Source organism: Klebsiella sp. 10-1 (genome assembly GCF_009758445.1).
In the GTDB taxonomy this organism is placed as follows: domain Bacteria; phylum Pseudomonadota; class Gammaproteobacteria; order Enterobacterales; family Enterobacteriaceae; genus Klebsiella; species Klebsiella scottii.
The window spans coordinates 528,025-541,837 of the sequence record NZ_WQRE01000002.1; the positions used below are offsets into that span (position 1 = coordinate 528,025).

The following is a 13,813-nucleotide window of genomic DNA, read 5'->3' on the forward strand; positions in this document are numbered from 1 at the left end:
CTAACGATCCTCAATAAAATAGTCCGAAATGCAGCGGTTTGGCTCCTTCATCGACCGATCGCACCGAATAACGGAGGCTCGAGGCAGCAGAGCATACCTGCCGATATACACCCATGGATAATTCACGCAGCCATCTTTAAATTGCCCGGCGTAGGTCAGCGCCCTGGCCCGCTCATCCTGCGTCTGGATGCTATTGGTCAGATAAACCCGGCACTCTCCCACCGTACCCGCAAAGTAATAACCATCGATAAAAAGAGTTTCCCGGGAAAAACTATGATTAATCATTCCTGCGCCTGTGAATAACAAAACTAAAAATAACGCTTTCGTCCACCACCGCAGGCGTTTAGGTGAATAAGCCGCTATTACAGGCTGCACTGTAGGTTCAGCCTGCGGAACGCTCTCCGCATCCGAAAGCGCAGTATCATATACTTCATCATCTGACGTTTGCCGCGGAACCTCTTTAATCGTTATCGTAGTTTCGCTGGATAATGTTAATCCAATACGCGGGATCGTGACGATCGGATCGCTATTGAAGCCAATTTTTTTCAATCCCTTGCGTAGAACAGAAATATTCTGGTAATAGGTATTGGGTGAAACCAGCATCCCTCGCCTTTGCCAGACGATATCCATGCACTCCTGTTGCGTGACAATGGCGCCGGCTCGCTCTATTAATAATAATAAACAGCGCCCTGCGGGCGAATTGAGTACCACCACGCGATCCGGGTTGCTGAGATCGCGCAGCGTGCCGTCCACAGGATGAAACTCAACTATTTCATTGATAATATAATGCTTGTGCATACAATCGGTGAAAAATCTCCGGTTAAAGCATGTCGGTAGTACCCAGGTCTTATCACCATATGGATGAGAAGAGATTAATCCTTCTCCTCTCTGAGGGTAATATGGCCGATAAATTCGTTGCTGTATATCACAGCAACTGGCGAAACATCTTATTTTCCTGTCATTGCTCTGCAGGTTAACTGAAGTACAATAAACGCTAACCCCATTCCTCACCCCGTTCCCGAGCGCCGCCTGACGGGCGTCAACGCCCTTCTCTTATCTTTTCTTAAGTAGATCTTATCTTCACTCAACCGACGGGAGAGCGCTTTCCTGCGGCCCGATTCCCGTGCCCTGACCATTCGCTTCGCCGCTATATCTCCCGTAGAAAACCTCCATCAAGCAGCTGATACAAAAGGAAAAATAAAAATATGAACTTCGCTTAACGCGAGGTTTAGGCATTGAGAAAAAACGATAATAAGGAGTACGAAAAACCTGTCGGCGCGGGGAACTGAGGCCCGTTCGTCCACGATTAAGCCAATATAGTTCGGCGAACGGGTTCATCGGACGGCCTCACGCTTTGCAATTAATATAAATTAAGATTAATTGAGATTACGTAGTCATCTCCCGGGGTATAGTAGTTCCACAGAGTGAAAGGCTTAATTGCTTTAAAAATACAGGAATACAGGTTGATACCTGTCATACGCATACGGGCTGACCTCATTATTATTATAAATCGAGGGAATAACATGGCGAGTAAGCTTGAACTACAGCATCATTTAAATATTGCGTTAATCGGTGGCGATCGCTTTGCACGCTGTGGCATTACCGCCTTATTGCAAGGAATGTATTCTGGTATTCAAATCACAACATCGACGAATGATTACCAGCACCTTGACGATCTTTTAGCAATGACCAAAATTGACGTTATTTTTATTTCAGGTATAGAAAAACACCATACCGGAATGGATTGTCTGGCGTACATCAAAACGATTAAAGCCAGTTACCCGGAGGTACTTATATATATGTATTCCGCAGCAGTGAATTCATTGTTGTGGGTACACGGTGATATTGATGCCTATATTTCATTACAGGATCCGCTTTATCGCTGGCGAACCTGTTTATTAAAAGTGGCGGAAAGCCGCTATCAACCGAAAAAGAAATCAATGGCGCTTTCGCTAACGCCAGGGGAATGGAGGGTATTGAAGAAACTGAGAAATGGGTTGGATATACGTTATATAGCAGAAATAGAGAAGCTTTCATACCGCCGTGTCAGCGCGTTAAAAAGCTCAGCAATAAGAAAACTCGGGCTCAGGAATAAAACAGATTTACTGGTGTTTTTAACCAGCTAAATCTGCAGCCTTCAGAGCCAGTCTCGTAATAACAAAACTATGGAATCAGAAAAATGAAAGCTTACTTAAATAGCAAAACTCTGCTGGCGCTGGGCATTGCGGCCCTGCTGCCTGCGGGCTCCTCGCTGGCTGCCACCACCAGCGGCGGCACCGTAAATTTCAGCGGCAGCGTCGTGACCTCAGCCTGCGCCATCAGCGCCAACAGTGGCAACATTGACGTCGATCTGGGTGAAGTTCGTACCGCCACGCTGGCCGCGGCGGGCAGTGAAGCCAACACGGCAAAAGCGTTCGCCATCACCCTTGAAGATTGTGAAATCGCCGATACCTCCGCCGGCACCGAGGAAAACCCAATCCCGGCGACTACGGTTTCCGTAACCTTCACCGGCATCCCGGATAGCACCGATGCTGACGGCCTGGCCGTCGGCTCAAACGGCAGCAGCAGCTCGGCGCAAAACGTCGCTATTCGCCTGTATGACGAACAGGGCAACGTCGTGAGGCTTGGCGAGTCCGCCGCGCCCGTCGAGCTGCGTAGCGGCTCGAACACCCTAAACTTCAGCGCCAAATACTACTCTCCGCAGGGCAACGCCACGGCTGGCGATGCCAGCGCTGTAGCCACCTACACCGTAACCTATTCGTAATCCTCTGGCCCGGGCGGGTCGCCGGGCCAGGCTCAACTTTCAGGAGAGACGCTATGCGCTCATTAACATGGATTTGTCTGCTCGGCTCGCTGTGCTCATCCGCAGCCTGTGCCGGCGGCGTGGGCCTGGGCGCAACGCGAATGGTCTACCTCGGCAGCGCGAACCAGTCGATGCTGCAGGTCAGAAATACGCATCCCGACGCCTCATTCCTCATCCAGTCATGGGTTGAAAATGAGCAAGATCGGCACTCCAACGATTTCGTCATTACGCCGCCTCTGTATGTCTTAAAACCGGCAACCGAGAGCGTGGTGAAAATTATGTTTAGCGGTAAATCTCTGCCGCAGGACCGGGAAACGCTGTACTGGATTACGGTCAAAGCCATTCCGCAGCAATCCAAAAGCGCCTCCAGCAATTCGCTGCAGTTTGCCTCAGCGAACCGCATAAAAGTTTTTTACCGCCCGGAAGGGCTGCAAAGCGGCGCCAGCGAGGGGTGGAAAAAAATAACCGGCGACTACCGCGCGGGCAAAATTACGCTCAATAACCCAACGCCTTATTACCTCACCACCATCAATTTAAAAGTCGATGGTAAGCCGGTGCAGCCGGCGATGGTCCCACCAAAAGCAAGCGTCACGCTGGCGGGCTCATTCAGTCAGGCAAGCGCTTTTAGCTATCAGACCATCAATGATTACGGCGCATGGACGCCCACCGTCAGCCTGTCGTTGAACCGGAAATAAAATAAAAAAGGTGCGATCGCGTGAAAGCAAAAATCGTCTGTGCCCTGATGATCTGCCATGCCATTCGGTATGTCTCTGCCGCAGAGAACGATTTGCAATTTAATCCTGCGTTCCTCAACGGTGAAAGTGGAAATATTGTCGACCTCTCATGGGTCAATGCGGGGAGCGCCTTACCGCCGGGCGAATACAACATTAACGTATATATCAATAAAAATTACGCCTTCACCGGAAACGTGGCATTCAGCGTTGATAAAAATACAGCGCAGGACGACGCCCAGCCCTGCGTCACGGCGCAGCAGATTGCCGCCCTGGGCATTGATAGCCGCCAGGCCGCAGAAGAGCGGCTGCCGCTGACCCGGCAATGCTATTTTTTAAATCACGCGTTCCCCGGCGCCAGCTTTGACTTCGACCAGAAGACGCTGACGCTCAATCTCAGCCTGCCGCAGAGCTATATGCGTAATCTTCCGCGTGGATACGTCAGCCCTGAGAGCTGGGAGTCCGGGATCCCTGCTGCGTGGCTGAACTATGTCGTTAACGGCGCCAACAATGAGTACCGGGGCAATAAGCGCACCCGCACCCGGCAGCTGTTCGTTAGCCTGAACAGCGGTGTGAACCTGGGCGCGTGGCGGCTGCGCGACTACACGACGTGGACCAAAGATGCGAATACGCTTACCCACGTACAAACCTGGCTGCAGCGGGATATACCCGCCCTACGAGCGCAGGCGTACGCTGGGGAAACCTACACTTCCGCTCAGGTCTTTGACTCCGTAGGCCTACGCGGTATCGCCTTGAAAACCGACGATAACATGCTGCCGGCCAGCCTGAACGGCTATGCGCCGGAGGTTCGCGGCATCGCCCGCAGCAGCGCGACCGTTACCGTCCAGCAGAACGGCAACACCATTTATCAGACCAGCGTCCCCTCCGGGGAGTTTATGCTGAAAGATCTCTACCCCACGTCGTCCGGCGGAGATTTGCTGGTGACGATTCAGGAGAGCGACGGCAGCAAAACGCAATATACCGTTCCGTTTGCCAGCGTGCCGAACCTCGTGCGCAGCGGGCAGATAAAATATGCCTTCGGCGCCGGGAAACTTCGCGCCGTCAGCAATCAGAACACCCCGACGTTTGCCCAGGGAGAGCTGTTTTTCGGCTGGGAATACGGCCTCACCTTTTACGGCGGCGCTCAGCTTGCAGAGCGCTACAGCGGGCTCGCGCTGGGCATTGGACAAAATCTCGGGCGCTTTGGCGCGTATTCCGTCGATGTGACCCACGCGCGCAGCATACTGGCCGACGATCGGCCCTACACCGGGGATTCCGTGCGCCTGCGCTACAGCAAGCTGCTGAACAATATCGGCACGCGCTTTAACTTCTATTCGCTGCGCTACTCAACGCAGGGGTTCTACACCCTCAGCGATACCGCCTATAAGGGGATGACGGGCGGTATGACGAAGCAGGTCACGGAGGCAGACGGCACCGTCACCACCAGCTATGAGAACGTGTATAACCTGCATATGTCGCGCAAAGCGAAAAATCAGCTGCTGCTGTCGCAGCCAATGGGTAGGTTTGGCTCGCTTTCTCTGTCATGGGATCGGCAAACCTACTGGCGCACCGCCAGCAAAACGCAAAGCATGCAGTTTGCGTGGAACGCTATGGTTCGCAACGTCTCGGTTGGCGTGAGCTTTCAGCGCAGCACCAGCCTGTTCGATAACCATAAAGATAACGTTGTGGCGATGTCGCTTTCCGTGCCGTTCGGCAACCCGCAGCTGGCCACCAGGGCGCGTTTTACCACCACCCATGCGGACTCAACGGGAGCCACCAGCAGCGCCGGCGTAAGCGGCTACGTTCCCGGACAGGAGAGCCTGTTCTATAACGTTAATCAGCGCTACGGCGCGCAGCTGCGGTACGGCGGCGATGCCGCGTTGCAGTACGAAGGCCAGCGCGGCGATTACAGCCTGGGCTACAGCTACTCCAGCGATTCCCGCAGCCTCAGCTACGGCATGAGCGGCGGCGCGGTGCTACATGAAGATGGCCTGACGCTCAGCCAGCCGCTGGGGAATACTAACATCCTGATCAAAGCGCCGGGGGCCGGTAGCGTGGCGGTGCTTAATCATAAAGGAGTCAAAACCGATAGCCGCGGCTATGCCGTCATTCCTTACGCCACGCCGTATCGCATCAACCAGGTCGCGCTGGATGTCACTACCGCCGGAAACAACGTTGAGCTGGAGAACGCCATCGTGAGCAAAACGCCGACCGATGGCGCGCTGGTGCGCGCAACCATCGTCACCCGCCGGGGCGCGAAGGCCCTGTTCACGATCGGCTACCGCAACGAGGCGCTGCCGTTTGGCGCCATCGTATCGCTCGCCGATGAGCAGACCAGCGGCATCGTGGGGGATGGCGGCAGCCTTTATCTCGCCGGCCTGCCGGCTGAAGGCACGCTCAGCGCCGTTTGGGGACAAGACAGCGACAAAAGGTGCGTCGTTAAATATCGTCTGAACCCGGAGGATTACAGCGCCCGCACGGGCCTTTATACGCAGGAGGCGGTATGTCAGTAGCAGCCCGGATATCAGGCATAGCGCTGCTTATTGCCCTCGCCGCCCCGGCTTGCGGCTACGACGTGCTGGTCTCCGTAACCGGAAACCTGATCGGCAATACCTGCGTGGTTTCCGCCGATTCAGCAGAACAAACCGTCCCGCTGGGCACCATCGGCATGAAGCAGTTTCACTCGCCGGGAGCGGTAAGCAATATCAAACGGGCCTTCACGCTCACGCTGGAAGAGTGCGGCCCAACCTTTATCGGAGTGAAGATCCGCTTTAGCGGCACGCCGGATGACCTCAACCCACAGCTGATTAAGGTAGACGACGGCGGAGCGAGCGGCGTGGCGGTACAAATCCTCGATAAAGACGGGGTACCGATCCCGCTGGAAGCCCAAACGGCGGCCTACGGGGCGTCGGGAGACGAACGCGTGCAGATGACATTTTATGCCCGGCTGGCGGCCAACGGCGCCGCCGTCAGCGCCGGTGACGTTTCGGCCATCGCGACCTGGACTACGGAGTATCAATAATGCGTTTCTTACTGCTTGTCTGCTGGCTGTGCGTCAGCGCCAGGGTTTTGGCATTGGATTGGGTATCCGACATTACGCTCTCGCCCCAGCCGATGACCTACACCGGCCCCGCGGACTCCGTTATGCCGGGAAATATTATCGGCTCAGCGTGGAGCGCCACGGCCAGCGTGCAGCGGGTGTTCTGGTGCGGATACCTGTTCGTCTGTACCAAAGGAACTCTCGAACCCGGCAGCAGCGCCGTGTCTGCGGGGATCGCCGTCAACGTCGATGGCGTAAGCTATAGCGTTTTTGAAACCGGCATCCCCGGCATCGGCTATATCATCGGCCTGAAGGATTTTAACGGCACAACCTACGTGCCGCTACAAACCGGCGTGACCCAAAGCTACCCCGCCGATGGCACCAACGGCATGGCTTTCGATTTAGGTTGGTCGGCAAAATTAACGTACATTAAAACGGACAGCGCGCTGAAGTCAGGCGTATACCAGATCCCAGCCATCAACGCCGCAATCCTGACGGCTTATAATAACGAAACCAAAACGGCACAGGTGATCATCAACCCGACGACCATTACGGTGACGGCCAGCGGCTGTACGGTGAGCACCAAAAGCGCCAGCATCGATCTCGGCGCTCCGGATATTCATACGTTGCCCAACGTGGGCAGCACCTCGCTATCGGGCTCATTTAACGTCAGCCTGACCTGCGACGAACAGGTGGCGCTCTATGCGGTAATGACGGATCAGACCACGCCAGACAACACCTCCTCTGTCGTTACGCTGACCAACGATTCTACCGCCTCCGGCATCGGCGTACAGTTCTTCTATAACGGCAGCGGCCCGCTGATGATGGGGCCGGACAGCTCCGCAGCGGGTACCGTAAACCAGTTCTTTATCCAGACCACGGCGACGACCCAAATAGTGTCGCTACCGTTCCAGGCGCAGTACGTCCGCACCGGGGAGCTGGTGCCGGGAAGCGCAAACGCCCTCGTGAGCATTACGTTTTCCTACCAGTAACGAGCGTCGCCGCCGGCGTCTTATTTTGATACGTCTGCGGCGAAATACTCGTTGGAGATCCGCTGGTAGGTGCCATCGGATTTGATTCCCGCCAGCGCCGTATTGATAGCCTGACGCAGATCCGGATTCCCCTTGCGGATTAATACCGCCTCCCGCTCAGCATCGGCCCTTTCCGCCACAATTTTTACCGGGGCGTCGGGCTTATGCTTTTTGAAATCGAGGAACGAGAGGTTGCTGTTAATAGTCGCATCCGCGCGTCCCTGCGACACCAGCGCGATAGACTGATCGAAGCCATCGGTTCCCACCACTTCAGCGCCATTTTCGCGGGCAATTTGCGCATAGTTACTGGTCAAGGTATGCGCCGATTTCTTGCCTTTTAAATCAGCAAAGGTATGAATGTCGGTGTTTTTCTCATTCACGATCAGTACGGCTTTAGGGGAAATGTAGGGATCGGAGAAGTCATACTTCGCCTCCCTCTCGGGCGTAATGGATACCTGGTTTATCACCGCATCGTAGCGATTAGCATCCAGACCGGCCACCAGGCCATCCCACTTACCTTCAACGAACTCGGCCTTTACGCCAATCCGTCTGGCAATTTCACGCGCGATATCAACATCAAAACCCACCAGCTTTCCCGCCGTATTGTGGTAGGTAAACGGCGGGAAGGTCCCTTCGGTGCCGACTTTAAACACGCCCGCTGTTTTTATCTTTGCCAGGTCGTCCTGCGCAGCCGCCGCATGCGCCACGCCCAGTTGGATCGCGGTAGCCAGTAATGCCGTCATCAGTACTTTCATCATTAACTCCTTAGTCTGCTATGCCGTGTTGTTGTTTTAAATTTCCCAGGAATCAGGAAACGTTTCGGTCAATGTGGAAATAAAAATTTGCGTCCGCGTTTTCCTCGCATGGGTAAAAATATCCCGCGAGCTACCGCTCTCGATAATCTGTCCGGACTCAAGAAACACGACCTGACTGGCTATACTGGCGGCCAGCCGCAGATCGTGAGTGGCCATCAGCATGGTTGTCCCCTCCTGCGCCAGCTGACGCAAAACAGAAATCACCTCCAGCGACAGCTCAGGATCGAGCGCCGAAGTTGGCTCATCGCAGAGCAGCACCTTAGGTGAAGGCGCCAGCGCGCGGGCAATAGCCACGCGCTGCTGCTGGCCACCGGACAGCATCGCCGGCCAGGCATGACGCTTATGCAGCAGACCCACCTTCGCCAGCAGTTCCTCGGCGCGGGCCCTCGCGCGTTCGACAGGCCATTTCTGCACCACAATCAGCCCCGTCATAATGTTTTCAAGTACCGACAAATGAGGGAACAGCTGAAAATTCTGGAAAACCATCCCGGTTTGCTGGCAAATACGCCTGATATCCTTTCTCTTCGGCGCCGCATCGGCGGAGAACACAATATTTTCCTGGCCAATAGTTAATTTCCCGGCCTGCGGCAGCTCAAGTAGGTTAATGCAGCGTAATAGCGTACTTTTGCCGCTTCCCGATGGCCCAATAAGCGCGGTAACGCTCCCCTCGGCAATATTTAACGAAATATCGTGCAGGACCTTTTGCCCAGCGAAACTTTTCTCAAGCCCGGACAGGGTTATCATTATTATGTTCCTTGCCTGAGGTATTTTTTTCTAACCGGGCCTCTAGCCTGGATTGCAGGTACGACAGCACCGAGCTGATTAATAAATAGATAATAGCGGCTTCGGTATACAGTATTAATGGCTGATAGGTCACGGCGGCAATTCTCTGAGCAGCTAAAAAAAGCTCCGGCACGGTAATCACTGACGCCAGTGAAGTATCTTTCACTAACGAAATAAAGGTATTCGATAACGGCGGTACGGCCACCCGCGCGGCCTGCGGCAAAATAATATGGCGCAGCGACTGCCACCAGTTCATGCCGATCGAGTGCGCGGCCTCCCACTGCCCCCTGGCGACGGAAAGCAGCGTCGCCCGGATAACCTCAGAAGTGAAGGCCCCGACGTTCAGCGTAAAGCCAATAACCGCGGCAGGAAAAGCGTCGAGAGTAATTCCGATACCCGGCAGCGCGTAAAAAATCAGAAACAGCTGCACCAGCAGCGGAGTGCCGCGAATAACCCAGACATAAAAACGCACCAGCAGCCGTAGCGGCCGCGGCCCGTACAGCCTGATAAGCGCCGCGACAAACCCCAGCCCGAGGCCCAGAGCAAACGAAATTAACGTAATAGGGATAGTAAAAACCAGCCCGGCATAAAGCATCGGCCAGAATGAACTTATCGCTAATGATATAAATTCAGGCACATCTCACCTTTTCTTCCGGCGCTTGCTGAATAAGCCCGGACGCAATAGCAAATCGTTCTAATTTAATAAAGGTTATCATGCGCCCGGGCTCGCACGTATCTATCAAAAACGGTATTGAATATCTGGCTTTGTTATTTGTTTTCGATAAAAAGCTATGCTCCAGCAGCCTGATTCAGGCACCTCCCCCTGGATATTTGTCGCTATGATTTTTTTAGCCATCCTTTTCTGAAAAACGCATTTGCGTCGCCGCAAAAATGCATTAATCGCTGAAAATTACGCCAAAAATAGTAATTTTCAGATATCAATACACCCAGGCGGCTAACAACCTTTCCCTCCGGATGGCTAAATAGAATCTTATATTCCATTTTGCTCTTATGAGCGGTTAAATATTCTTTAATTTGCCAAATTCACAGACCTACCATTCGTCATCTCGATACGAATGGGTAAATAGTCATGTCACTCTTTCATTCTGTTAGCGAACTTATCGGCCACACGCCCCTGCTTCAGTTGCACAAGCTGGAAACCGGCCCCTGTAGCCTGTTCCTGAAGCTGGAAAACCAAAATCCCGGCGGTTCTATTAAGGATCGCGTTGCGCTGTCGATGATTAACGAGGCTGAACGCCTCGGTAAGCTAAAGCCAGGCGGCACGATTATTGAAGCCACCGCGGGCAATACCGGGCTCGGCCTGGCGCTCATTGCGGCGCAAAAGAACTACCGCCTGATCCTCGTCGTCCCCGACAAAATGAGCCGCGAGAAGATATTCCATCTGCGGGCGCTGGGGGCAACGGTGCTGCTCACCCGCTCCGATGTTAATAAAGGCCACCCGGCCTACTATCAGGATTACGCCCGTCGCCTGGCGGAGGAGACGCCGGGGGCATTCTATATCGATCAGTTTAATAACGAGGCCAACCCGCTGGCGCATATCAGTACCACCGCGCCAGAAATCTTCGCCCAGCTGGATGGCGATATCGACGCCATTGTCGTTGGCGTCGGCTCCGGCGGTACCCTCGGCGGGCTGCAGGCGTGGTTTGCCGAACACTCGCCGAAAACGGAATTTATTCTTGCCGATCCGGCGGGATCGATCCTCGCCGATCGGGTAGAAACCGGCCGCTCCGGCGAGGCGGGATCGTGGCTGGTCGAGGGGATTGGCGAAGACTTTGTTCCGCCGCTGGCCCATCTCGACGGCGTGCATACCGCCTATCGCGTCACCGACAGGGAGGCGTTTGCTACCGCGCGTGAGCTGCTGCAGACCGAAGGCATTCTTGCCGGCTCTTCAACAGGAACGCTGCTGCACGCCGCCCTGCGCTACTGTCAGGCGCAGACCACCGCCAGGCGCGTGGTGACCTTTGCCTGCGACAGCGGCAACAAGTATCTGTCGAAAATGTTCAACGATGACTGGATGCGCCAGCAGGGGCTGCTGACCCGCCCCTCGCGCGGCGATTTAACCGATTTTATCGCCCTGCGCCATGACGAAGACGCCACCGTCACCGCCGCGCCGGACGACACGTTGGCCACCATTCTTGCGCGCATGCGCCTGTACGACATCTCCCAGCTGCCGGTACTGGAAAATGGCCGCGTCGTTGGGATCGTCGATGAGTGGGATTTGATTAGCCACGTCGAGGGCGACAGCCAGCGCTTTGCGCTGCCGGTCAGAGAGGCTATGACCCGCAACGTCGAAACCCTCGATAAACGCGCGCCGGAAAGCGCGCTGAAAGCCATTTTCGATCGCGGCCTGGTGGCCGTCATCGCCGATAACGATCGTTTTCTCGGCCTGATCACCCGCAGCGACGTGCTGACCACCTGGCGTAACCGACTTGAACACTAAGGATCGTCCATGAAAAACTTAAATACATTGAGCGTCCACGGCGGCACCTTTAATGATGCGCACGGCGCCGTCATGCCGCCCATTTATGCCACCTCCACCTTCGCACAACCGGCACCCGGGCAGCATACGGGCTATGAGTACTCGCGCAGCGGCAACCCTACCCGCCATGCGCTGGAAACGGCCATTGCCGAACTGGAGAGCGGCTCCCGCGGCTACGCCTTTGCTTCCGGGCTGGCGGCGATTTCCACGGTGCTTGAGCTGCTGGATAAAGACAGCCATCTGGTCGCCGTCGACGACGTGTACGGCGGAACCTGGCGGCTGATCGAAAACGTCCGTCGCCGCAGCGCCGGCCTGCAGGTAAGCTGGGTCAAACCCGACGACCTGGCGGCGATTGAGGCGGCCATCAGGCCGGACACGCGAATGATTTGGGTTGAAACGCCGACCAACCCGCTGCTCAAGCTGGCGGACCTCGGCGCCATCGCGGCGATTGCCCGGCGGCACAATCTCATCAGCGTCACCGATAACACTTTCGCCTCACCGGTCATTCATCGTCCCCTCGAACTGGGGTTTGATATCGTCGTGCACTCGGCGACAAAATATCTGAACGGCCATTCCGACGTGGTGGCGGGCCTCGCGGTGGTCGGCGACAACCCCGAGCTGGCGGACCGGCTCGGGTATCTGCAAAATGCGGTGGGCGGCGTGCTCGACCCCTTCAGCAGCTTTTTGACGCTGCGCGGTATTCGCACCCTCGCTCTGCGTATGGAGCGCCACAGCAGCAACGCGCTTGCGCTCGCCGAATGGCTGGAACAGCAGCCGCAGGTGGAAAAGGTGTGGTTCCCGTGGCTGGCGTCGCACCCGCATCATCAGCTGGCGCGTAAGCAGATGGCGCTGCCTGGCGGTATGATTTCGCTGGTGGTGAAAGGCGACGATCGCTATGCGGAGCAGGTTATCGGCAGGCTGCGCCTGTTTACGCTGGCGGAGAGTCTCGGCGGCGTGGAAAGCCTGGTCAGCCAGCCGTTTAGCATGACCCACGCTTCCATTCCTCTGGAGCAGAGGCTGGCAAACGGCATTACGCCCCAGCTCATTCGCCTCTCCGTCGGCATTGAGGACGCGCAGGATCTGATTGCCGACTGGCAGCAGGCGCTGCGGGACTAAACAACAAACCCGCCGGCCGGCGGGTTTTACTTTTGGCGTATCGGCTGCGCGTAACCGCGCTCAGCCAAACAGCTTGCCTTTAAGCAGGTTCACGCCTTCAGACAGCAGATCCTGCCGCGCAGGAGCCTCGCCTTCAGGGGATAAACCGTCGACAATTTTCGGCAGATACTCGGAGATGAGCGACGAGGCGGTCTGCGGGTCGATCCCGAGCTTTGCCGCAAGATCCTGCAGCGCTGGCGATCCGAAAACCGAGGTGACCTGGTCGCTGGAGACCGGGATATTGCCCTGCTGGCCGATCCAGGATTCAACTATCTCGCCCAGGCCGCCGCTGCGGAATTTTTCAAGGATCCCCTGAACGCCCCCCTGCTGCTGGACCCAGGCCATGATTGCCTGCAGCTGCTCCGCTTTACCGGCCTGGCCGCCGAGCATGCCGCCAATTTGATCAAGTAGTCCCATTACCGACTCCGTAACAATAGATCGTGCATAAACGCCGCTTTTCCCGCCTTACTTATTCGGGATAATCAGCACCTGTCCCGGATAAATCTTGTCGGGATGCTTCAACATCGGCTTGTTGGCTTCAAAGATCCGCTGATAGTCATTCGCCGAGCCATACACGGTTTTAGAAATAGCACTCAGCGTATCGCCGGATTTCACGGTGTAGTAGCGACTCTCGGCGCCGCTCTGCGTCACGCTAACGTTGTCGCTGACCTGGGCAATGCCGGTGACGTTACCCACCGCCACCATAATTTTTTCTTTATCCTCCTGCGAGCCGACGTCGCCGCTGACCGTCGCGGTGCCGTCTTCGGCCACGGTGATGCTGACCTTATCCGCGCCGGGAAGATTAAGCGCATCGATATGCTTTTTCAGCTTATCGGCCTGGCTCTCTTTGTCCCCGCCCGAAACGGCATCCCAGATTTTCTCGCCCGCTTCTTTCACAAAACTCAATAAACTCATACCAATCTCCTTTTAGCAGAAGTGATCTATGAAGAACGTT

14 protein-coding genes are annotated in these 13,813 nt (G+C 55.6%); 8 read left to right on the forward strand and 6 right to left on the reverse strand.

What is annotated here, in order from left to right; translation table 11 throughout:
• Positions 1-798 (reverse strand): winged helix-turn-helix domain-containing protein, encoded by a 798-nt coding sequence (locus GO007_RS10605; RefSeq protein WP_095099408.1) that lies wholly within the window; start codon positions 796-798, stop codon positions 1-3.
• 725 nt (positions 799-1,523) lie between these two features.
• Between GO007_RS10605 and GO007_RS10610 the strand changes: the two genes are divergently transcribed.
• The 6 genes from GO007_RS10610 to GO007_RS10635 are packed head-to-tail and all read left to right on the forward strand — an operon-like array spanning position 1,524 to position 7,566.
• Positions 1,524-2,126: a helix-turn-helix transcriptional regulator gene (locus GO007_RS10610; protein WP_095100104.1), complete on the forward strand. Its 603-nt coding sequence runs from the start codon at positions 1,524-1,526 to the stop codon at positions 2,124-2,126.
• Positions 2,127-2,179: 53 nt separating this feature from the next.
• Positions 2,180-2,764 (forward strand): fimbrial protein, encoded by a 585-nt coding sequence (locus tag GO007_RS10615; protein ID WP_095099410.1) that lies wholly within the window; start codon positions 2,180-2,182, stop codon positions 2,762-2,764.
• A gap of 53 nt (positions 2,765-2,817) precedes the next feature.
• Entirely contained in the window at positions 2,818-3,498 is a 681-nt protein-coding gene (locus GO007_RS10620; protein WP_095099412.1) for a fimbrial biogenesis chaperone, read from the forward strand.
• 20 nt (positions 3,499-3,518) lie between these two features.
• The gene (locus tag GO007_RS10625; protein ID WP_095099414.1) at positions 3,519-6,047 is read left to right on the forward strand and encodes a fimbria/pilus outer membrane usher protein; all 2,529 of its coding nucleotides are present in this window, start codon (positions 3,519-3,521) and stop codon (positions 6,045-6,047) included.
• Positions 6,038-6,556, forward strand: coding sequence for a fimbrial protein (locus tag GO007_RS10630; protein ID WP_095099418.1), 519 nt, complete (start codon positions 6,038-6,040; stop codon positions 6,554-6,556). Before GO007_RS10625 ends, GO007_RS10630 begins: the two co-directional genes overlap by 10 nt.
• Entirely contained in the window at positions 6,556-7,566 is a 1,011-nt protein-coding gene (locus GO007_RS10635; RefSeq protein WP_095099422.1) for a fimbrial protein, read from the forward strand. The genes GO007_RS10630 and GO007_RS10635 overlap by 1 nt, the downstream gene beginning before the upstream one ends.
• Positions 7,567-7,586: 20 nt before the next feature.
• On the opposite strand, the gene GO007_RS10640 is transcribed toward GO007_RS10635, so the two are convergent.
• The 3 genes from GO007_RS10640 to GO007_RS10650 are packed head-to-tail and all read right to left on the reverse strand — an operon-like array spanning position 7,587 to position 9,798.
• Positions 7,587-8,360, reverse strand: a complete 774-nt coding sequence (locus tag GO007_RS10640) for an amino acid ABC transporter substrate-binding protein (RefSeq protein WP_095099425.1) — start codon at positions 8,358-8,360, stop codon at positions 7,587-7,589.
• A gap of 36 nt (positions 8,361-8,396) precedes the next feature.
• Complete coding sequence (locus GO007_RS10645; RefSeq protein WP_095099428.1) at positions 8,397-9,164, reverse strand: amino acid ABC transporter ATP-binding protein; 768 nt, start codon at positions 9,162-9,164, stop codon at positions 8,397-8,399.
• Complete coding sequence (locus GO007_RS10650; protein WP_157349188.1) at positions 9,142-9,798, reverse strand: amino acid ABC transporter permease; 657 nt, start codon at positions 9,796-9,798, stop codon at positions 9,142-9,144. Before GO007_RS10650 ends, GO007_RS10645 begins: the two co-directional genes overlap by 23 nt.
• A gap of 489 nt (positions 9,799-10,287) precedes the next feature.
• On the opposite strand from GO007_RS10650, the gene GO007_RS10655 reads away from it, so the two are divergent.
• Both GO007_RS10655 and GO007_RS10660 read left to right on the forward strand, forming a co-directional pair.
• Positions 10,288-11,664: a pyridoxal-phosphate dependent enzyme gene (locus GO007_RS10655; protein ID WP_189339858.1), complete on the forward strand. Its 1,377-nt coding sequence runs from the start codon at positions 10,288-10,290 to the stop codon at positions 11,662-11,664.
• Positions 11,665-11,673: 9 nt separating this feature from the next.
• The gene (locus tag GO007_RS10660; protein WP_095099437.1) at positions 11,674-12,819 is read left to right on the forward strand and encodes a trans-sulfuration enzyme family protein; all 1,146 of its coding nucleotides are present in this window, start codon (positions 11,674-11,676) and stop codon (positions 12,817-12,819) included.
• Between the two features lie 60 nt (positions 12,820-12,879).
• On the opposite strand, the gene GO007_RS10665 is transcribed toward GO007_RS10660, so the two are convergent.
• On the reverse strand, positions 12,880-13,275 hold the full coding sequence (locus tag GO007_RS10665; RefSeq protein WP_095099440.1) for a YidB family protein: 396 nt from the start codon (positions 13,273-13,275) through the stop codon (positions 12,880-12,882).
• 48 nt (positions 13,276-13,323) lie between these two features.
• On the reverse strand, positions 13,324-13,773 hold the full coding sequence (lysM, locus tag GO007_RS10670) for a peptidoglycan-binding protein LysM (protein WP_095099443.1): 450 nt from the start codon (positions 13,771-13,773) through the stop codon (positions 13,324-13,326).
• Positions 13,774-13,813 lie beyond the last annotated feature (40 nt).